General features: G+C 70.9%; 16 protein-coding genes. 4 read left to right on the top strand and 12 right to left on the bottom strand.

Annotated elements, in window-relative coordinates; translation table 11 throughout:
* Nucleotides 1–131: 131 nt before the first annotated feature.
* On the bottom strand, nucleotides 132–1019 hold the full coding sequence (sucD, locus tag ABIA36_RS10565; RefSeq protein WP_115697861.1) for a succinate--CoA ligase subunit alpha: 888 nt from the start codon (nucleotides 1017–1019) through the stop codon (nucleotides 132–134).
* A gap of 14 nt (nucleotides 1020–1033) precedes the next feature.
* The gene (gene sucC, locus ABIA36_RS10560; RefSeq protein WP_369962318.1) at nucleotides 1034–2197 is read right to left on the bottom strand and encodes an ADP-forming succinate--CoA ligase subunit beta; all 1164 of its coding nucleotides are present in this window, start codon (nucleotides 2195–2197) and stop codon (nucleotides 1034–1036) included.
* A gap of 234 nt (nucleotides 2198–2431) precedes the next feature.
* Here sucC and ABIA36_RS10555 point away from each other — a divergent pair, with 234 nt between their 5' ends.
* The gene (locus tag ABIA36_RS10555; protein ID WP_369962317.1) at nucleotides 2432–3937 is read left to right on the top strand and encodes a hypothetical protein; all 1506 of its coding nucleotides are present in this window, start codon (nucleotides 2432–2434) and stop codon (nucleotides 3935–3937) included.
* Nucleotides 3934–4773 (top strand): oxygenase MpaB family protein, encoded by an 840-nt coding sequence (locus tag ABIA36_RS10550; RefSeq protein ID WP_369962316.1) that lies wholly within the window; start codon nucleotides 3934–3936, stop codon nucleotides 4771–4773. The genes ABIA36_RS10555 and ABIA36_RS10550 overlap by 4 nt, the downstream gene beginning before the upstream one ends.
* A 90-nt stretch (nucleotides 4774–4863) precedes the next feature.
* Here the strand turns inward: ABIA36_RS10550 and ABIA36_RS10545 are convergent, their stop codons facing one another.
* From ABIA36_RS10545 to ABIA36_RS10535, 3 genes are all read right to left on the bottom strand, one after another.
* A complete protein-coding gene (locus ABIA36_RS10545) occupies nucleotides 4864–5883 on the bottom strand; it encodes an FUSC family protein (RefSeq protein ID WP_369962315.1) in 1020 nt (339 codons plus the stop codon).
* A 17-nt stretch (nucleotides 5884–5900) separates the two neighbouring features.
* Nucleotides 5901–8435 carry an ATP-dependent helicase gene (locus ABIA36_RS10540; RefSeq protein ID WP_369962314.1) on the bottom strand — a complete coding sequence of 845 codons (2535 nt, stop codon included), beginning with the start codon at nucleotides 8433–8435 and terminating at the stop codon, nucleotides 5901–5903.
* Nucleotides 8436–8586: 151 nt separating this feature from the next.
* Entirely contained in the window at nucleotides 8587–9654 is a 1068-nt protein-coding gene (locus ABIA36_RS10535; RefSeq protein ID WP_369962313.1) for a glycerophosphodiester phosphodiesterase family protein, read from the bottom strand.
* 64 nt (nucleotides 9655–9718) lie between these two features.
* On the opposite strand from ABIA36_RS10535, the gene ABIA36_RS10530 reads away from it, so the two are divergent.
* On the top strand, nucleotides 9719–10330 hold the full coding sequence (locus tag ABIA36_RS10530) for a hypothetical protein (protein WP_369962312.1): 612 nt from the start codon (nucleotides 9719–9721) through the stop codon (nucleotides 10328–10330).
* A 26-nt stretch (nucleotides 10331–10356) separates the two neighbouring features.
* Complete coding sequence (locus tag ABIA36_RS10525; protein ID WP_369962311.1) at nucleotides 10357–11151, top strand: Bax inhibitor-1/YccA family protein; 795 nt, start codon at nucleotides 10357–10359, stop codon at nucleotides 11149–11151.
* Between the two features lie 62 nt (nucleotides 11152–11213).
* Here the strand turns inward: ABIA36_RS10525 and guaA are convergent, their stop codons facing one another.
* The 7 genes from guaA to ABIA36_RS10490 form a co-directional block, all read right to left on the bottom strand.
* The gene (gene guaA / locus ABIA36_RS10520) at nucleotides 11214–12827 is read right to left on the bottom strand and encodes a glutamine-hydrolyzing GMP synthase (RefSeq protein WP_369962310.1); all 1614 of its coding nucleotides are present in this window, start codon (nucleotides 12825–12827) and stop codon (nucleotides 11214–11216) included.
* A gap of 10 nt (nucleotides 12828–12837) precedes the next feature.
* Nucleotides 12838–13287, bottom strand: coding sequence for a DUF3817 domain-containing protein (locus tag ABIA36_RS10515; RefSeq protein WP_369962309.1), 450 nt, complete (start codon nucleotides 13285–13287; stop codon nucleotides 12838–12840).
* A 4-nt stretch (nucleotides 13288–13291) separates the two neighbouring features.
* On the bottom strand, nucleotides 13292–14107 hold the full coding sequence (locus ABIA36_RS10510) for an SURF1 family cytochrome oxidase biogenesis protein (protein WP_369962308.1): 816 nt from the start codon (nucleotides 14105–14107) through the stop codon (nucleotides 13292–13294).
* A 69-nt stretch (nucleotides 14108–14176) separates the two neighbouring features.
* Entirely contained in the window at nucleotides 14177–15544 is a 1368-nt protein-coding gene (locus ABIA36_RS10505) for a cation:proton antiporter (protein WP_369962307.1), read from the bottom strand.
* A gap of 3 nt (nucleotides 15545–15547) precedes the next feature.
* A complete protein-coding gene (locus ABIA36_RS10500; protein WP_369962306.1) occupies nucleotides 15548–16075 on the bottom strand; it encodes a cation:proton antiporter regulatory subunit in 528 nt (175 codons plus the stop codon).
* A gap of 79 nt (nucleotides 16076–16154) precedes the next feature.
* Complete coding sequence (locus tag ABIA36_RS10495; RefSeq protein WP_369962305.1) at nucleotides 16155–18071, bottom strand: glycerol-3-phosphate dehydrogenase/oxidase; 1917 nt, start codon at nucleotides 18069–18071, stop codon at nucleotides 16155–16157.
* A 34-nt stretch (nucleotides 18072–18105) separates the two neighbouring features.
* Entirely contained in the window at nucleotides 18106–19224 is a 1119-nt protein-coding gene (locus ABIA36_RS10490) for a GuaB3 family IMP dehydrogenase-related protein (protein WP_369963735.1), read from the bottom strand.
* Nucleotides 19225–19243 lie beyond the last annotated feature (19 nt).

Genomic DNA, 19243 nt, shown 5'->3' with positions numbered 1-19243 from the left:
CGGAAGGTTGCGCTCACTGTAGCGCCGCCGCTGCGGCCGCGGGCAGGCCCCGATCGCGGCTGTGGAGAGACGGATCGGGGCCGGTCTCCGTGGAGGAGTCCGGCCCCGATCGGCGGAGTGGTGCGGTGCTGTTACAGCGCCGCGTAGACCTCGCGGAGCAGCGCGGCGGTCTCGGACGGGGTCTTGCCGACCTTCACGCCCGCGGCCTCCAACGCCTCCTTTTTCGCCTGCGCCGTGCCGGCCGAGCCGGAGACGATCGCACCGGCGTGGCCCATGGTCTTGCCCTCGGGAGCGGTGAAGCCGGCCACGTAGCCGACGACCGGCTTGGTCACGTTGGCCTTGATGAAGTCGGCAGCGCGCTCCTCGGCGTCGCCGCCGATCTCGCCGATCATCACGATCGCCTTGGTCTCCGGGTCGGCTTCGAACGCGGCGAGCGCGTCGATGTGCGTGGTGCCGATAACCGGGTCGCCGCCGATGCCGATGGCGGTCGAGAAGCCCAGGTCGCGCAGCTCGTACATCATCTGGTAGGTCAGCGTGCCGGACTTGGAGACCAGGCCGATCGGGCCCTTGCCGGTGATCGTCGCCGGGGTGATGCCGACGAGCGACTCACCGGGGGTGATGATGCCGGGGCAGTTCGGGCCGATGATCCGGGTCTTGTTGCCCTTCTCCTTGGCGTAGGCCCAGGCCTCTGCGGAGTCCTGCACCGGGATGCCCTCGGTGATGACGACGAGCAGCGGGATCTCGGCGTCGATGGCCTCCACCATCGCGTCCTTGGCGAACGCCGGCGGCACGAAGATGATCGACACGTCGGCGCCGGTCTTCTCGATGGCCTCCACGACGGTGCCGAAGACGGGGAGCTCGACGTCGCCGTGGGTCACGGTGGTGCCGGCCTTGCGGGCGTTGACGCCGCCGACGACCTGGGTGCCGGCCTTCAGCATCAGCGCGGTGTGCTTGGTGCCCTCGCCGCCGGTGATGCCCTGGACGATGACCTTGGAGTCCTTGTTGAGGAAGATAGACATTCTCTGATTCGTCCTTACTTCGCGGCGAGCTCGGCGGCCTTGTCGGCGCCTTCGTCCATGGTGAGTGCGAGGGTGACCAGCGGGTGGTTCGCCTCGGCGAGGATGCGGCGGCCCTCCTCGACCTTGTTGCCGTCGAGACGCACGACCAGGGGCTTGTTCGCCTCGTCGCCGAGGATCTGCAGCGCCGTGACGATGCCGTTCGCGACCGCGTCGCACGCGGTGATGCCGCCGAAGACGTTGACGAACACGCTCTCGACCTGCGGGTCGTTGAGGATGACGTCGAGGCCCGCCGCCATCACCTCGGCGGACGCGCCGCCACCGATGTCGAGGAAGTTCGCCGGCTTGACGCCCTTGTGCTTCTCGCCCGCGTAGGCGACGACGTCGAGGGTGGACATGACCAGGCCCGCGCCGTTGCCGATGATGCCGACCTGGCCGTCGAGCTTGACGTAGTTGAGGCCGGCCTTCTTGGCCTTGGCCTCCAGCGGGTCGGCGGCCTCGGCGTCCTCGAGCGCCTCGTGCTCGGGGTGACGGAAGTCGGCGTTCTCGTCGAGGGTGACCTTGCCGTCGAGGGCGATGATGTCGCCCTCCTCGGTGAGGACCAGCGGGTTGACCTCGACCAGCGTCGCGTCCTCGCCGGTGTAGACGTCGTAGAGCTTGACGAAGACGTCGGCGACCTTCGCGACCAGCTCGTCCGGGAACCCGGCGGCCTTGGCGATCTCGGTGGCCTTCGCGGTGTCCAGGCCGCCGCGGGGGTCGACCTCGATGCGGGCGAGCGCCTCGGGCTTCTCGACCGCGAGCTGCTCGATCTCCATGCCGCCCTCGACGCTGGTCAGCGACAGGTAGGAGCGGTTGGCCCGGTCGAGGAGGACCGAGAAGTAGAACTCGCGGGCGATGCGGGCGCCGCCGGCGACCATGACCCGGCGGACCACGTGGCCCTTGATGTCGAGGCCCAGGATGGCCTTGGCCGCCTCTTCGGCGTCCTCCGGCGTCTTGGCGACCTTCACGCCGCCCGCCTTGCCACGGCCTCCGACCTTGACCTGCGCCTTGACGACGGTGACGCCGCCCAGCTTCTCGGCGGCCGCACGAACCTCCTCCGGAGTGTCCGCGACGATGCCCGGAAGGACCGGGACGCCGTACTTCTCAAACAGGTCTCTGGCCTGGTACTCGAATAGATCCACGGTTATCCAATCCGCTGATGTCCGGCGCGCTCGTGGCGCTCCGGCGGTTATCTGCTGGGCGGTCCGGCGGGAGAATAGCTCGACGCCGAGATAAATTCGCCAGTGAGAACTTTAGCGCGTCCGACTGAACAGCCCGAATCCGGTTCTCCTCCACAGTTCGACGGGCAGGACGACCTCTCCACGGATTCGGTCGGAGCCGCCCGCGGACGGTCCGTCGCCGCGACCGTTGAGGGCATGACACATCGCATCTCGAACCTCGTGACCGTCTTCGTCCTCGCCGGCCTCGCCGTCTTCCTCGGCATGCTGAACGCGCTCGTCCCCTCCCCCGACGCCCGGGCGCTCTCCGGCGCCGGCCACGGTCCCGGCTACCTCTCCCAGGACGGCTGGTGGCTCGGCACCTACCGCCTCGACGACGGCGCGCAGGGCTTCTGCCTCAACGCCGGCAAGCCGAGCCCCACCGGCAACGGCTACGACTACGCGGACGCGGCGGCGCTCGGCTGGTACACGCCGGAGCAGTCCGCCTCCCTCGCGTACATCTCCCGCACCTGGGCGGGCACCGACGAGCGGCTGACCGCCGCCGCCGGGCAGATCGCGACCTGGCTGGTCGCGGGCCTCGGCGGTCACACACCGGAGGAGCTCGCCGGCCGGGCTGGGGCGGACGCCGGCCGGGTCCTCGCCCGGGCGCACGAGATGGTGGACGAGGCCGTGCGCCTCGGCTCGACCTCCGTGCGGGCGGACGCCGTGCTCGAACTGGCGGAGACCGGGCCAGGCCGGGTCCGTGTCGAGCTCGCCGTCGTCCGGCCCACCGGCACCGAGCTCCTGGCTCCGGGCGCGCACCGGGCGCGGGTGGCGCTCGACGGCGCCACCTTCGCGGACGGCGCGGGCGACGCCGACGTCCCGACCGGGACCGATGTGTCGATCGTCCCCTCCGGCGACGCGGTGAGCGTGACGGTGAGCGCTGCGGCCTCCCTCGACACGCTGCCCTACGGCGACCGGCTGCTGGTCGCCGCGCCCCACGGGGACGCGCAGGCCGTGCTCGTGGCGGTCCCCGCGACGGCGGAGGCGCGCGCGGCCGCGTCCACGACGGGGCCGTCCCCGCTGCCGTTCCAGCCGGTCGTCGCCACCGTGACCAGCGCTCCGGAGGCGCTGCCCGGCGCGCTGATCCACGACCGGCTCACCGTCTCGGTCGACACCGCGGACGGGCTCCTGCCGTCCTGGGGCGTTCGCGCGGTCGATGGCGGCTTCGAGCCGGTGGAGGCCGTGGTCGAGAGCACGCTGTACGGGCCCTTCGGCGCACCGCTGTCGGAGTCGCCCGAGGTGCCGGCGGACGCGCCCGTGGTCTGCACGGTGGAGACGACGGTGGCCGGCACGGGCGAGTACGACACCCCGGAGTGCGCCCTCCCGGCCGCGGGGCACTACGTCTGGGTGGAGCGGATCGCCCCGGAACGCCTGCCCGCGGGCGGCGGCGGGGAGCGGATGCGTGCCTGGCGGTCCCCGTTCGGCGTGGCCACGGAGATCACGCTGGCATCGGCCCCGGTGGTCCCCACGCCCGAGGAGCCCGCACCTGCGCCCGCGCCGATGGCGCCGGCCGCGCTGGCCGACACGGGCGGCTCCTGGGCGGCGGAGGCGTGGCCGGCGGCCGCGGCCATGGGGGCGGCCGGCGCCGCGGTGCTGACCGGCACCCTCGGCTGGCGGCTGCGTCGCCGGAACGCGGGCTCCCGATGCAGGATGGAGGTATGACCACCGTCCGTGGCGTCCGTGGAGTTCGTGGCCCCGAGGGAACCCGGGAGCTCACGTTCCGGCAGCTCACCGGCGAGGCGCTCTGCCTCGCCGGTGGCGGTCGGGCCCTCCTGCTGCAGATCGCGCATCCCGCGGTCGGGCGGGGCGTCGTCGAGCACAGCGACTTCGCCGACCGGATGGTGGACCGCTTCCACGCCACGATGACCTTCGTCTACGCCGCGACCTTCGCGACGCCCGCGGAGTTCGAGGTGGTCCGCCGACGGGTCAATCGCGCGCACGCGCCGGTGCGCGGCGCGGCGACCGGCACCGAGCCGGCGTACAGCGCGTTCGACCATGAGCTGCAGCTCTGGGTGGCGGCGACCCTCTACGCGACGATGACCGACCTCGCCGACCGCGTCCTCGGGCCGCAGAGCGCCACCGCGCGGGAGCAGCTGTATCGCGAGGCGACCCGTTCGGGAGTCGGGCTTCAGGTCCGTCCCGAAGAATGGCCGCCCACCGAGGCCGACTTCCGCGACTACTGGGACGACATGGTCGGCCAGCTCCGCGTGACGGACGCCACCCGCGCGGTCGCCGAGCAGATCCTGCACCCGCGGGGTGTGCCGCTGTGGCTGCGGGCGACGCTCCCTGACGCGCGGATCGTCACAGCCGGGCTGCTGCCGCCCGACGTGCGGGACCAGTTCCGACTGCCGTGGAGTCCGTCGATCGAACGGGGCTTCGAACGCCGGATGCGGGTTGCGGCGGCGGTCTACCCGCGGCTCCCGGAGCGACTCCGCCACCAGCCGCGCGACCTGTACCTACGCCGGCTGCGACGGTCGATCGCGGAAGGGAGCGGCTGACTCGCAGGGCGCCGCGAGCGCTCGATCGCCGGCCGCAGGGCGGGCGTCAGCGTCGGGGTCGCCGGCCGGAGGGCATGGCTTGGTCGCCGGCTACGGGGCCAACCCCCGCGACCGCTCCACCCAGCGCGCCGCGAGCACCAGCCCGATCCCGATCGCGGCGCCCAGCACGGTCTCGAGCACGCGGTCGATGAGCAGCGTGTCGAGCGGCGTCGGGGAGGCCAGGTGCGACACCGCGAGCGCCATCGGGGTGATGAAGAGCAGGGCGGTGCCGTAGTGGCTGCCGACCAGCATCTCTGCGAAGAATTGGCAGACGACGACCACCACGATCACCACCAGCGCCGGCGGCCCCCACACCAGCACGAGGCCTGTCACGATGACGCCCCCGATGGTGCCGAAGATCCGATGCACCGAACGGGAGATCGAGTGCGCGGCGCGGGCGGGAGGGATGACGGCGACCACGCTCACCACCGCCCAATAGGCGTGGCCCAGCCCGAAGCTGAGGGCGATGCTTCCTGCGAGGAGGACGCCCACGGCGTTCTGGGTCGCGGTCAGCCAGACGCGGCCGTCGCGGAGCACGCTCGTATCCACGCCGGGGCGACGGTGCAGCTTCTTCAAGAGCACCGAACCCGTGCGCGCGGCGCGGTCGCCGGCCGCGCGGCGCAGCAGCCATCCCGACATCGTGAGCAGCCACGAGAACGCGGCGACGGCGGCCGCGAGGCCGATCCGGCCCCAGGCCTCCGCGGCGGGGGTCGGGATCGCCGCGCACACCAGCAGCGCGAACACGAAGAACAGCGTCTGCGCGGGCAGGAGCTGGAAGGCCGCCGCGAGGGAGGTCCCGACCACGACCACGGCTACCAGGAGCACCGTGGTCAACCACAGCGGCTCGCCCAGCACGGCGACCAGGACGCCGAGCGCGATGCACACCAACAGCGCGACCCCGGCCACCGAGACGCTGCGGAGGCGCAGCCGGTAGGGCTCGTTGCGGCCGTACAGGGCGGTGAACGCGCCGAACGTCGCATACGCCGCGAGGTCGAGGCGACCGACGGCGAAAAGCAGGAGAAGTGGCACCGCGACCGCCGCAGCGGCCCGGAAGCCGACCTCGACGCTCATCGAGGCGAGCTGGCGCCTCACAGCTTGTCGATCGGGGCGATCTTGATGAGGAGCTTCTTCGCGCCCACCTTCTCGAACTGGACGTGCGCGACGCGTTTGGCGCCCTCTCCGGTGACGTTGGTCACCCGGCCCTCGCCGAAGTCCGCGTGCCGGATCCGGTCGCCGGGGGCGAGCTCCAGGTCGCCGTTGTCGCGCACCTTGCCGGTCACCCGGTTCGGCCACTCCGCCTTGGGGCGCTCGGCCGGGGCGCTGCCGCCGACCGGGTAGCTCTCGTTCCAGCGGCCGGCGGTCCCGCTGCCGATGCCGGGCCGGCGCGCGTTCAGCGCGCGCGACTGCGAGCCGCCGCGACCGTTCGCCGCCCCCGGCGACTGGCGCCAGTCGATGAGGTCGGCAGGGATCTCCTGCAGGTACCGGCTCGGCATCGCGACAGCGGTCTCGCCGAACTGCGCGCGTGTCATCGCCAGCGACAGGAACAGGCGTTTCTTGGCGCGCGTGATCCCGACATAGAACAGCCGCCGCTCCTCGGCCGGGCCGCCCGGCTCGTTGGCCGACATCCGGTGCGGCAGGAGGTCCTCCTCGATGCCCGTCAGGAACACCGCGTCGTACTCCAGCCCCTTGGCCGTGTGCAGCGTCATCAGCGACACGGAGCCGCTGGAGTCGTCGATCTCGTCCGCCGCCGCCACCAGCGACACCTCGGTGAGGAAGTCGACCAGCGTGCCGTCCGGGTTGTTGCGCGCGAACTCCTTCGTCACCGCGACGAGCTCGTCCACGTTCTCGGCGCGCGCCTCGTCCTGCGGGTCGCGGCTGTTGCGCAGCACGTCGAGGTACCCGCTGCCGTCGAGCAGGAAGGTGAGCACGTCGGCGACCGCCGCGACGCCCGCGGGGTTGGCCGGGTCGATCTTCGCCGCGGCCTCGTCCAGCAGCCCCGAGAGCTGCAGGATCGCGCCGGTCACCTTGGGTCCGAGACCCAGCGACCCGGCGTCGCGCATGGCGTCGCGGAAGGTGAAGCCGTTGTCCTCCGCATAGCTGGCGAGCTGCGTCTCGGTCGCCGGGCCGATGCCGCGCTTCGGGGTGTTCAGAATGCGGCGGAGCGCCAGGGTGTCGTCCGGGTTGGCGACCGTCACCAGGTACGCCATCGCGTCCTTGATCTCGGCGCGCTCGTAGAACTTGGTGCCGCCCATCACCTTGTAGGGCAGGGCCGAGCGGATGAAGATCTCCTCCAGTGCACGGGTCTGCGCGTTGGTGCGGTAGAAGACCGCCATGTCCTTGTAGTCCATGCCCGCGGCGTGCAGCTTCTCGATCTCGTCCGCGACGAACTGCGCCTCGTCGTGACCCGAGTAGCCGGTATAGCCGACGATCTTGTCGCCGTCGCCGACCGCGGTCCACAGCTTCTTGTCCTTGCGGTCGAAGTTGTTGGAGATGACGGCGTTGGCCGCGCTCAGGATGTTCTGCGTCGACCGGTAGTTCTGCTCCAGCAGCACCACCTTGGCGCCGGGGAAGTCGCGCTCGAACTCCACGATGTTGCGGATGTCCGCGCCGCGGAACGCGTAGATCGACTGGTCCGAGTCGCCGACGACGGTCAGCGACGCGCCGGGGATGGCGCCGACGACGTCGCGCAGCTTGGCGACGTTGCGGCCGTGCTGCTCCATGTCCTCCGCGATGTCGGGCGCGACGGGCATGGTCAGCTCGCGGATCAGCGAGTACTGCGCGTGGTTGGTGTCCTGGTACTCGTCCACCAGGATGTGCCGGAACCGCGTCTGGTACAGCGCCGCGACCTTCGGGAAGGCGCGGAACAGGAACACCGTCTCGGCGATGAGGTCGTCGAAGTCGAAGGCGTTCGCACGGCGGAGGGCGCGGGTGTACTGCCGGAAGATCTCGAGGAACATCACCTCCTGCGGGTCGCTCAGGTTGGCCGAGCGCGCGTAGGTCTCGATGTCGGTGAGCTCGTTCTTGAGCTTGGAGATGCGCCCGGAGGTCCCGGCGACGGTGAAGCCGAGCGTGTCGGCGTCCAGCTCCTTGATGATGCGCTTGAGCAGCGCGCGGGTGTCGCCGGAGTCGTAGATCGAGAAGCTCTGCGTCTTGCCGATCGTCTCGGCCTCCCTGCGCAGAATCCGGACGCACGCCGAGTGGAACGTCGAGATCCACATGCCCTGCGCCCGGCCGCCGAGGAGCTGCTCGACGCGCTCGCGCATCTCGTTCGCGGCCTTGTTGGTGAAGGTGATCGCGAGGATCTCGCTCGGCCAGGCCTCCCGGCTCTCGATGAGCCCGGCGATGCGGCGGGTCAGCACGCTCGTCTTGCCCGACCCGGCGCCGGCCACGATGAGCAGGGCCGGGCCGCGGTACTCGGCGGCCTCGCGCTGCTGCGGGTTGAGTCCGGCGAACAGGCGCTCGTTCGGGCCGCGGCGGCCGCCGCCGGGGCCGTCGCCGCCGCCGGGGCCGCCGTGCGCGGAGCCGTCGCCGGGGCGCACGTCGCCCTCCCAGCCGTCGAGGATGATCGGCACGGAGGAGGGCACCGCTGAAGAGGAGGAGGGGGCGTCGGGGAGGCTCGTCATGTCTCCACTCATTTTAGCCGCCGCCACCGTCATCGCGGCCGGGAGCCGGGATGTCGGCCGGGAGCCAGGATGACGGCCGGGAGCCAGGATGACGGCCGGGAGCCAGGATGACGGCCGGGAGCCAGGATGACAGTCAGGCGGCCCGCGCCGGTCAGCGTCCGTCGCGCACGGCCACCGCGAGGTCCGGGTGGTCGGCGAACACCCCGTCGACGCCCGAGTGCAGCAGGATCGCGTAGAGCCGCCGCCAGTCGCCCCACTCGTCGTCGCGGCCGGCCCGGCGGAAGTCGGCCGGCAGCATCCCGTTCTCCGGCCGCAGCGTCCAGCAGTAGACGAACAGCCCGGCCGAGTGCGCGAGGTCGACCAGGTCGGAGGTGACCGCGCCGATGTCGACGCCGCCCTCGTCCTCGCCGAACAGCCCGACCGACACCGATCCCGACTGCAGGATCTGGGAGACGTCCACGCTGATCCCGTCGACTCGCTCGGCCGGCGCCGCCGCGGAGCCGAGCGCGTACAGCCCGCGGAGCGTCAGGTCGGAGGCGTACCCGGGCGCCGCAGCACCCAGCGACGCGACACGATCGGCCGGCGCACCCTCCCGCTCGAGGAGGTAGACGCGCTTGCCCCGGAACCCGCCGTCGTGCAGGCGGCCGAGCACGGTCTTCTCGAAGCTCTCGGCGACGAGCCCGGGGTGGTCGGACCAGCCCGCCTCCGCAAGCTCGGCCAGGAACAGCTCGTGCAGCGGGAGTCCCGCCGCGTCGAAGTAGGTGGCGTGCTTCAGCTCGGCGACCAGGCCGAGCGCTCTGCCCGCCGCGTCGGAGGCCGCGTCCACGACCTCCAGCACGTCCGCGAGCCGGAGGATCGGGTAGCGGTCGTCGAACGTGGCGCTCGCCTGGCGCAGATGCGGCACCCGCTCCCGCGCGCGCAGCGTGGCCAGCTCCGCCCACGTGAAGTCCTCCGTGAACCAGCCGGTCAACGGCATCCCGTCGACCTCCTTGGTCGTGCGCCGGCCGGCGAACTCGGGATGCTCGGCCACGTTCGTCGTGCCGGAGATCTCGTTCTCGTGCCGCACGACCAGCACGCCGTCCTTCGTCGCGGCGATGTCGGGCTCCACCGAGTCGGCGCCGAGGGCGAACGCCAGCTCGTAGGCGCCCCGGGTGTGCTCCGGCCGGTAGCCGGGCGCGCCGCGATGACCGATCACGGACGGTCTCGAGCGGGCACGCATGTGGCGATCCTAGCCGGGCGTTCGGGGCGTTCCGGTGCGCACTCCCGGGTGAAACAATCAGAGGGTGCCCGACCTCGATGGTCCCCCCGCCCCGGCTCCCGCGCCCTCCGCACTCGATGCGGAGGCGCCGGGGACGACCCGCGCCTGGCGCGAGCCGTCGCGCTCGCTCGACCTGCACTGGGGCACGTACCGCACCCGCTGGACCGCCGGACTGGCGATGATCGTGGTCGGGACGGCCTGCGTCCTGGTCACCACCGCGTACAGCCTGCCGTTCCTGCTGGTCGGCTCGATCCTGCAGCCGGCGGGCTGGGCGGTCATGCCCTCCACGATCGGCCGGAGGGTCGCCGTCGTCGTGCCCGTGCTCGGCTTCACGTGGCTCATGCTCGGGGGCGCCGGGTTCGCCTGGTGCTACGCCGTCGTCCTCGCGGCGTGGCTGCTGGTGCGGCTGCGGCCGCTCCCGGCCTTCGCCGTGCTCGTGCTGCCGATCGCCGCCAGCCTGATCCTGCCCCTCTTCGTGACGACCTACGCGCAGGGCTGGATCACGATCCTGACCATGAGCGTGGTCGTGGTCGCCTCGGCGTGGCTGGCCCGCGCGGGCGCGATCGCAGTCGATTCATGGCAAGCTGTCAGAACTCTCAGAAACCAACCCGATAGATTGGGCGGACCGAGACCGTAAGCGGTCCCCGACAAAGCGAGGAACCCATGGCAACCTCCAACCCCGCCTTCTCCCAGAGCCCGGCGTTCCAAAACGCCGCGACGGGCTCCGCGAGCGCGCAGCAACTGGAAGAGCTCTTCAACGCCCCATCCGCCACGTCGGTGGACACCGACCGCATGACGGTCGAGGACACCATCCGCAAGACTGCGGTCAGCTTCGGCGTCCTGCTCGTCGGCGCCGTGCTCGGCTGGTGGGTGCCCGGCTTGTGGGTAGTCGGAGCGCTCGCCGGCCTCGTCCTGGCCTTCGTCAACATCTTCCACAACCGCAAGAAGCTCCCCTCCCCCGCGCTCACACTGGCCTATGCCGGCGCCCAGGGGCTCTTCATCGGCGGCATCTCCAAGTTCTACGAGGACCTCTGGAGCGGCGTCGTCATCCAGGCGGTCATCGGCACCATCGTGGTCGTGGGCGTCACACTCGCCCTTTTCGCCAGCGGCAAGATCCGCGCCTCGGCGAAGGCGACGAAGATCTTCCTGATCGCGATGGTGGGCTACCTGGTGTTCTCCCTTGTGAACATCGTTCTGGTCTGGACCGGCGCGGTGAACGACCCGTGGGGCCTCCGCGGCACGGTCCACATCTTCGGCATCCCGCTCGGGCTGGTGATCGGCGTCCTCGTCGTCATCATGTGCGCATATTCGCTGGTGCTCGACTTCGACGCCATCCAGCAGGGCGTCAAGAACCGGGCGCCGCGCGCGTTCGGCTGGGCCGGAGCCTTCGGCATCATGGTCACCGTCGTCTGGCTGTACCTGGAGCTCCTGCGCATCTTCGCGATCTCGCGCAACTAGGCGCACACGCAGAAGGGCCGGGATGCATCAGCATCCCGGCCCTTCTCACGTCTACGGGAGACTCACTCCCACTCGATGGTCCCCGGCGGCTTCGACGTGACGTCGAGAACCACGCGGTTGACCCCGTCCACCTCGTTGGTGATCCGGTTGGAGATCGTGGCCAGCAGGTCGTACGGCAGCCGCGTCCAGTCGGCGGTCATCGCGTCCTCGCTGGAGACCGGGCGCAGCACGATGGGGTGGCCGTAGGTGCGGCCGTCGCCCATCACGCCGACCGAGCGGACGTCCGCCAGCAGCACCACCGGGCACTGCCAGATCTCGGCGTCGAGGCCCGCCGCGGTCAGCTCGGCGCGGACGATCGCGTCCGCGTCGCGGAGCAGGTCGAGACGCTCCTGCGTCACCTCGCCGACGATGCGGATGCCGAGGCCGGGGCCGGGGAACGGCTGGCGGCCGACGATAACCTCCGGCAGCCCCAGCTCGCGGCCGATCGCGCGCACCTCGTCCTTGAACAGGGTGCGCAGCGGCTCCACGAGCTCGAACTGGAGGTCCTCCGGCAGGCCGCCGACGTTGTGGTGGCTCTTGATGTTGGCTGTTCCCGTGCCGCCGCCCGACTCCACCACGTCCGGGTAGAGCGTGCCCTGCACCAGGAAGCGGATCGGGTCGCCGTCGTGCTCTGCCTCGGCGATCAGGTCGGCCTGGGCCTTCTCGAACACCCGGATGAACTCGCGGCCGATGATCTTGCGCTTGGTCTCTGGGTCGGAGACGCCCGCGAGCGCGGACAGGAACTGCTCCTGCGCGTTCACGGTGACGAGCCGGACGCCCGTCGCGGCGACGTAGTCCTCCTCGACCTGGCGGGCCTCGTCCTTGCGGAGCAGGCCGTGGTCCACGAACACGCAGACGAGCTGGTCGCCGACCGCCTTGTGCACGAGCGCGGCCGCGACAGCGGAGTCGACGCCGCCGGACAGCGCGCACAGCACGCGGCCGCTGCCCACCTGGGCGCGGATCGCGGCGACCTGGTCGGCGATGACGTTGCCGCTGTTCCAGTCGGCGGGGATGCCGGCGGCGCGGTGCAGGAAGTTCTCCAGCACGGCCTGCCCGTACTGCGAGTGCTTGACCTCGGGGTGCCACTGCACGCCGTACAGCCGACGCTCCTCGTTCGCGAACGCCGCGACCGGGGTGTCCTCGGTCGAGGCGAGCACCTCGAAGCCCTCGGGGGCCTTGGAGACCGAGTCGCCGTGGCTCATCCACGCGGTCTGCTCGGCGGGCTGGCCGTCGAGGAGGCTGCCCGAGCCGTCCGAAGCGGCGCCGGTGACGCGCACGGCGGTGGAGCCGTACTCGCGGCGGCCGGTCCGCGCGACCTCGCCGCCGAGAGCGGTGGCCATGACCTGGAAGCCGTAGCAGATGCCGAGCACGGGGACGCCGAGCTCGAAGATCGCCTCGTCGAGGTGCGGTGCGCCCTCCTCGTACACGCTGGAGGGACCGCCCGAGAGCACGATGCCGGCGGGACGCTTGGCCGCGACCTCCGACGCCGTCACGGTGTGCGGCACGATCTCGGAGTAGACGTTCGCCTCGCGCACGCGGCGAGCGATCAGCTGCGCGTACTGGGCGCCGAAGTCGACCACCAGGACGGGACCGGCCGGCGCAGCCGAGTCGGCTCCTCCGAGGATGTCCGAGAACACTGCGTCGGTGCTAATTTGCTGCCTCCACGTACGTCGCTGCCTCGGCCTCGCGGCCGGCCAGATAGCTCTTGACCTGCTTGCTGATCCTGGCCTCCACGAAGAAGGACAGGAAGGGGATGACGCCACCGAGGGCGATGGTGATGAACTTCGAGAACGGCCAGCGCATCAGGCTCCACAGCCGGAAGTCCGAGAACAGGTAGATCACATACAGCCAGCCGTGGGCGATGAGGATGCCCGTGCTCAGGTCGAGCCCGGTCGGGGCGACCGCGGTCTTGACGGGCACGAGGGTGAGGGCGCCGTAGTTGCTGAAGGCGAAGAGCTGGTAGCCGAGGCCGTACTTCACGATCATCTCCACGCAGAGCAGCAGGAGCATGATTCCGGTGATGTACGCGAACACCGCGTAGAACTTGAGCGCCCCGCGGATCTTCGGGAAGTCTTCGGGTTTGGGAGCGAGGGGCATGGGGCTATTCTACGTTCCCGGCATGAGCCCTCGCGCCGCCGTCCGCTGCTGCTGCGGCCTCCTCCGCCGCCAGTTCGCGCTCCTCGTCCTCCCGCTGCTTCGCGTCGCGTACCAGCCGGTACCAGAGGAAGATCGCGAACCCGGCGAAGATGATCCACTCGGCCGCATAGAAGACGTTGAGCCAGTTGAGCTCGGTCTGCTGGATGGGCGGGGGCGAGTCGATCTTGTCGAGCCCGGCGGGCGGTGTGCGGTCGACCACGTACGCGTTGTAGACGTCCATGCCGTCCACGCCGGTCCACAGGTTGTAGAGCTGGCCGACGCCGAGGGTCTTCATCGCGGTCGGGTTCTTCTTGTCGTCCGGCACCTGCGGCTGCTCGTCGGGGAGGATCCGCCCGACGATCTTCTGCGGCGTCTCGGGCTGCTCGGCGAGCCGGGCCACGACCGACTTCGCCGCCGCCTCGTCCGGCGCCCAGCCGCGGGCCACGGCGAGCGCGATCCGGTGGCCGTCGCCGGCGTCCACGTCCACATGGGAGACGACCCACCAGCCGGTCTTGCCGAAATTGATCCGGTCGTACAGGAGCTGGTCGTCGCCGGCGACGAACGTGCCGGTGAACTCCACCAGCTGCCCCACCGACGTGTCGGTCATCGGGCCGTTCGGCTTCGCGACCTTCGCGAGCGGCAGCACCGTCTCGGTCGGCGCCACGACGGCCTTGCCGGACTCGATCGCGCGCTCGAGCTGCCACTGGCCCAGCCCGGCGAAGCCGGCGGCGAGCGCGAGCGCGAACACCAGCGCGCCGATCCAGCGCGGGCGGAGCATCATCTGCAGCATGGTGCTGCCGCCCGCCTGCGCCTGCGCGCCGGCCGGGCTGCCGGGGGTGGTGTCGATGGCTCAGTCCCGCTTTCGTTCGACGGTCGTGTCCTGCTGCTGCATGGCCTGCTCGACGATCCGGTCCACAGCCGGGCGCGTGTGGTCCGCGCCCCTGTCGTCGCGGCGCGTGTCGGAGTCGAGGTCGGCGGTGGCCGCCTCCACGAGGGCGATCTCCTCGTCGAGCATGGGATCGCGCTGCTTCCGCCGGTCGCGCCGCTTGGACGATCCGGTCCGGAGAATCATCGCACCGATCTTCTCGGAGTTCGCTGCGAGGACCGGCCCGAGCACGGACATGATGAGCACGTAGAGGCCGGCGAACGGCGCGATCCGGGGGTCGAGTCCGGCGCTGAGCGACAGCGTCGCCAGGATGAGCGCGAACTCGCCGCGGTTCTGCAGGATGACGGCGGTGTTGATCCCGGCCTGCGGGCCGAAGCCGTTCAGCCACGCGACGAACTGCCCGGCCAGGATGTTCAGCACGATCGTCATCCCGACCGCGATGAGCACCGGTCCGAGCACCGCCGGGAACTTCGCCGGGTCGAGCGCGAGCCCGAAGTTGAGGAAGAAGAACGCCGCGAACACGTCGCGCAGCGGGAGGGCGATGTGCTCGATCTTGTTGCGGTACTTCGTCGCTCCCAGCACGAGCCCGATCAGGAACGCCCCGATCGCGTCGGTGACGCCGAGGAGCTCGCCGATCCCCGCGAACAGCACCGCCAGCCCGAAGAACAGGATGGTGAAGAGCTCGTCGTCCTTCGTGCGGAACAGCCGGGAGACGTACCTCCCGCCGAACCGGGCGAGCGTGAACATCACGACCAGGAAGAGGAACGCCACGGTCAGCTTGCCGACCACCGGCCAGACCGCGGTCTCGCCGCTCAGCACGACCGACACGATCGCGAGGTAGATCGCGATGAAGATGTCCTCCACGACCGTCACGCCGAGGATCATCGGCGTCTCGGCGTTCGGGAGGCGGCGCAGCTCGATCAGCAGCTTCGTCACGATCGCGGACGACGACGTGGCCGTCATCCCGGCGATGATGAGCGCCTCCCGGGTGCCCCAGCCCACCCAGAAGCCGAACGCGAGGCCGACACCCATGTTGATCAGGATGTAGGAGCCGCCGGAGACGACCAGTTTGCCGAAGTTGCCGAAGAACTCGTCCTGGTCGAACTCCAGCCCCAGGTTGAACAGCAGCAGGATGAGCCCGAAGATCGCGATGAGCTCGATGTAGTTGCTCTCGAAGTCGAGCGGGAACCAACCGGTGTGCGGGCTCGCCAGCAGGCCGACGAGCATATAGATGGGGATCGCGGGGAGCCCCACCAGCTTGCCGAGCCGTCCGAGCACGTACGCGACGAGCAGCAGGATGCCGAGGATGATGAGGTCTTCTCCGAGATGCATGGATCAGCCTCCCGGCGGAGCGTCGGACGTGGCCCGCGCGGTCTGACCGGTGCGGAAGAACGCGAAGGCCTTCGCGACCTTCTCGGGGGTGCCCGCGACGACGAGGGTGTCGCCGGGGAAGACCTTGAAGTCGGGAGCGGGCGCCGGATTCGCGGAGTCCCCGCGCACGACGGCGACGACGGTGAGCCCGACGAAGCCGCGGTCGCCGGGCGCCCCGAGCTGCTGGCCGGCGATGTAGTCCTCGTAGTCGACGGAGAACCAGTCGATGCTGAGCCCGGGGATCTGGTCGAGCGCGGTCAAAGACTCGGTGATCTGCGTGCCGCCCAGGAGTTCGGCGAGCGTGTGCGCTTCGTCCTCGTTGAGCCGCAGCGAGACCTTGGTCACGTCCGAGCCGTCTTCGTGGTCGGAGAAGGTGATCAGGTCGCTGTGCCCGGAACGGTGCGCGATGACGCCGACCTTGCCCCCGTCGTCCGTCACGAAGGTGTGCAACACCCCGACGCCGGGCAGTTTGACCCGTCGAACGTCAACCATTTATCCGTCTCCATCCGTCGCGGGCACTGGAGTCCAGTTTATGGGACGGAGGTTTCGGGCTCTTTTCGCCGGAGGCGGCTCACTCCTCCTTCGGGGGCGCGTCCGCTTCGGCCACCGGGGTCGCCGCCGTCGTGTTCGCAGCCGCCGGGGCAGCCTCCCCCGCGCCCGCTTTCGCCGCCGCGGCCTTCCCCGCCGACGCCTTCGCCGTGCGCGTGACCGAGCCCGCCTTCGCGGCGGCCGCGTCCACGTCCACGATGTCCGGCGCCTCCAGCCGCACGCGATCCGCCGACTCGTCGTCCGGCTGCTGCTGGCTGGCCCGCTCCGCCGCGACGCGCTTGAGATACGTCTGCACCTCGCGCTCCTCGCGGCCGGTGTCCCAGCCCAGCACGCCCGCCATCAGCGACGCCGCCACCGGCGCCGCCGAGACGCCGCGGTCCCAGGCCTCGATCGAGATGCGGGTGCGGCGGGCAAGCACGTCCTCCAGGTGGAGGGCGCCCTCATGGCTGGCCGCGTAGACCACCTCCGCGCCGATGTAATCGTCCGCACCGGGCAGCGGGTGGGCGAGCGACGGGTCCTCGCGGATCAGCGCGAGGATGTCCTCCGCCATCGTTCCGTAGCGGTTCAGCAGGTGCTCGACCCGAGCCGGGTGGAGGCCGGACTCGCTCGCGATGCGGCTGCGGCGGTTCCACGCGGCCTGGTAGCCCTCGGCTCCGATGAGCGGGATCTCCATCGTGGTGCTCGCCGGGATCTTGCCGTCCAGCGCGTCCACCGCGGCGTCGATCGCGTCCTTCGCCATCACCCGGTACGTCGTCCACTTGCCGCCGGCGATCACGACCAGACCGGGCACCGAGTGCGCGACCAGGTGCTCGCGCGACAGCTTGGAGGTCTCCTCCGACTCGCCCGCGAGCAGCGGGCGGAGGCCCGCGTAGACGCCCTCCACGTCCTCCCGGGTGAGCGGGACGTTCAGCACCTGGTTGACGTGCGCGAGCAGGTAGTCGATGTCGGCCGCCGTCGCCGCCGGGTGCGCCTTGTCGAGATGCCAGTCGGTGTCGGTCGTGCCGATCAGCCAGTGCCGTCCCCACGGGATGACGAAGAGCACGCTCTTCTCGGTGCGGAGGATGAGGCCCATCTTGGACTGGAAGCGGTCGCGTGGCACCACGAGGTGGATGCCCTTGGAGGCGCGCACCTTGAATTGGCCGCGCTCGCCCACCATCGACTGGGTGTCGTCCGTCCAGACGCCGGTCGCGTTGACGACCTGCTTGGCACGGATCTCGAAGCGCTCACCGCTCTCCAGGTCGTGCGCCTGCACGCCGACCACGCGCTCGCCGACCTTGAGGAAGCCCTCCACCCTGACCCGCGTGGCCATGTGCGCGCCGTAGTGCGCCGCCGTGCGCGCGAGGGTGGCGGTGTACCGGGCGTCGTCGACTTGCGCGTCGTAGTACGTGATCCCGCCGACGAGGGCGTTCGGTGCCATGCTCGGGATCGCCCGCAGCACCTGCCGCTTGCTGAGGTGGCGGTGGTGCGGCACCCCCGGCGGGCGCAGGCCGCTGTAGGAGAAGATGTCGTACAGCATCATGCCGGCGCCGATGTAGAAGCGCTCCCACACCCGCTTGTGCAGCGGGTAGAGGAAGCGGACCGGCTTGACCAGGTGCGGGGCGATGCGCTGCAGCAGCAGGCCGCGCTCGATCAGCGCCTCCCGCACGAGCCCGAAGTCGAGCTGCTCCAGGTAGCGGATGCCGCCGTGGACCAGCTTGGACGACCGGCTGGAGGTGCCGGAGGCGAAGTCGCGGGCCTCCACCAGGCCGACGCTCAGCCCGCGGGTGACCGCGTCGACCGCGCTGCCCACGCCGACGATGCCGCCGCCGACCACGAGGATGTCGAGCTCGGTGCTCTTCAGCGCCTCGATCGCGGCGGCGCGCTCGGCCGGGCCGAGGCGTGAAGGGTAGGCCACCGCCGTTGACCGCGCGGTGGTGCCGGACGGGGATGTTGTCGCCATCGTTTCCTCCTCCCCGGCCGCCTTCGGCCAGGACCTAGTGCGATTGGTAGGGCGCCACCACGACTTCTACGCGCTGGAACTCCTTCAGGTCCGAGTATCCCGTCGTTGCCATGCTCCTGCGCAAGGCCCCCACCAGATTCGCAGTTCCCTCGGCGACCGGCGCCGGCCCGTACAGGATCTCCTCCAGTGGCGCGACCTGGCCCACGGCGACCCGGTTGCCGCGCGGGAGCTGCGCGTGGTGCGCCTCCGCGCCCCAGTGCCAGCCGCCGCCCGGCGCGTCGGTCGCGCGGGCGAGCGTCGTGCCCAGCATGACCGCGTCGGCGCCGCAGGCGATGGCCTTGACGATGTCGCCCGAGCTGCCGAGGCCGCCGTCGGCGATGACGTGCACGTAGCGGCCGCCCGACTCGTCCATGTAGTCGCGGCGGGCGCCGGCGACGTCCGCGACGGCGGTGGCCATCGGGGCGTGGATGCCGAGCGTGGAGCGGGTGGTCGAGGCCGCGCCGCCGCCGAAGCCGACGAGCACGCCGGCCGCGCCCGTGCGCATGAGGTGCAGCGCCGCCGTGTACGTCGCGGCGCCGCCGACGATCACGGGGACGTCGAGCTCGTAGATGAACTTCTTGAGGTTGAGCGGCTCGACGCTCTTGGAGACGTGCTCGGCCGAGACGGTAGTGCCGCGGATGACGAAGAGGTCGACCCCGGCCTCCACGACGGTCTGGTAGAGCTCCTGGGTGCGCTGCGGCGAGAGCGCGCCGGCGACGGTGACCCCGCCCTCCCGGATCTCGGCGAGACGCCGGGTGACCAGCTCGGGCTTGATCGGCGCGGAGTAGATCTCCTGCATGCGCCGGGTCGCCGTCTCGGCGGGAAGCTCGCGGATCTCGGCGAGCATCGGCTCCGGGTCCTCGTAGCGGGTCCAGACGCCCTCCAGGTCGAGCACGCCCAGGCCGCCGAGCTGGCCCATCATGATCGCGGTGGTCGGCGAGACCACGGAGTCCATCGGCGCCGCCAGGAACGGGACGTCGAACTGGTAGGCGTCGATGGTCCAGGAGACCGAGACGTCCTCGGGGTCGCGGGTGCGCCGGCTGGGCACCACCGCGACGTCATCGAAGGCGTACACGCGGCGGGCACGCTTGGCCCGCCCGATCTCAATCTCCATACTCACAGGTTCAGTCTAT

This window comes from Leifsonia sp. EB34, from assembly GCF_041260585.1.
GTDB lineage: Bacteria > Actinomycetota > Actinomycetes > Actinomycetales > Microbacteriaceae > Leifsonia.
This window is presented reverse-complemented; position numbering and strand designations above follow the sequence as displayed.

What these genes read in the sequence shown, in the direction of transcription:
- ABIA36_RS10540 (WP_369962314.1), bottom strand. Translation starts at nt 8,435, where the DNA reads ATGACGAGCCTCCCCGACGCCCCCTCCTCCTCTTCAGCGGTGCCCTCC.
- ABIA36_RS10525 (WP_369962311.1), top strand. Translation starts at nt 10,357, where the DNA reads ATGGCAACCTCCAACCCCGCCTTCTCCCAGAGCCCGGCGTTCCAAAAC.
- ABIA36_RS10550 (WP_369962316.1), top strand. Translation starts at nt 3,934, where the DNA reads ATGACCACCGTCCGTGGCGTCCGTGGAGTTCGTGGCCCCGAGGGAACC.
- sucD (WP_115697861.1), bottom strand. Translation starts at nt 1,019, where the DNA reads ATGTCTATCTTCCTCAACAAGGACTCCAAGGTCATCGTCCAGGGCATC.
- ABIA36_RS10490 (WP_369963735.1), bottom strand. Translation starts at nt 19,224, where the DNA reads ATGGAGATTGAGATCGGGCGGGCCAAGCGTGCCCGCCGCGTGTACGCC.
- ABIA36_RS10535 (WP_369962313.1), bottom strand. Translation starts at nt 9,654, where the DNA reads ATGCGTGCCCGCTCGAGACCGTCCGTGATCGGTCATCGCGGCGCGCCC.
- ABIA36_RS10510 (WP_369962308.1), bottom strand. Translation starts at nt 14,107, where the DNA reads ATGATGCTCCGCCCGCGCTGGATCGGCGCGCTGGTGTTCGCGCTCGCG.
- ABIA36_RS10500 (WP_369962306.1), bottom strand. Translation starts at nt 16,075, where the DNA reads ATGGTTGACGTTCGACGGGTCAAACTGCCCGGCGTCGGGGTGTTGCAC.
- ABIA36_RS10495 (WP_369962305.1), bottom strand. Translation starts at nt 18,071, where the DNA reads ATGGCGACAACATCCCCGTCCGGCACCACCGCGCGGTCAACGGCGGTG.
- ABIA36_RS10515 (WP_369962309.1), bottom strand. Translation starts at nt 13,287, where the DNA reads ATGCCCCTCGCTCCCAAACCCGAAGACTTCCCGAAGATCCGCGGGGCG.
- ABIA36_RS10555 (WP_369962317.1), top strand. Translation starts at nt 2,432, where the DNA reads ATGACACATCGCATCTCGAACCTCGTGACCGTCTTCGTCCTCGCCGGC.
- ABIA36_RS10545 (WP_369962315.1), bottom strand. Translation starts at nt 5,883, where the DNA reads ATGAGCGTCGAGGTCGGCTTCCGGGCCGCTGCGGCGGTCGCGGTGCCA.
- ABIA36_RS10505 (WP_369962307.1), bottom strand. Translation starts at nt 15,544, where the DNA reads ATGCATCTCGGAGAAGACCTCATCATCCTCGGCATCCTGCTGCTCGTC.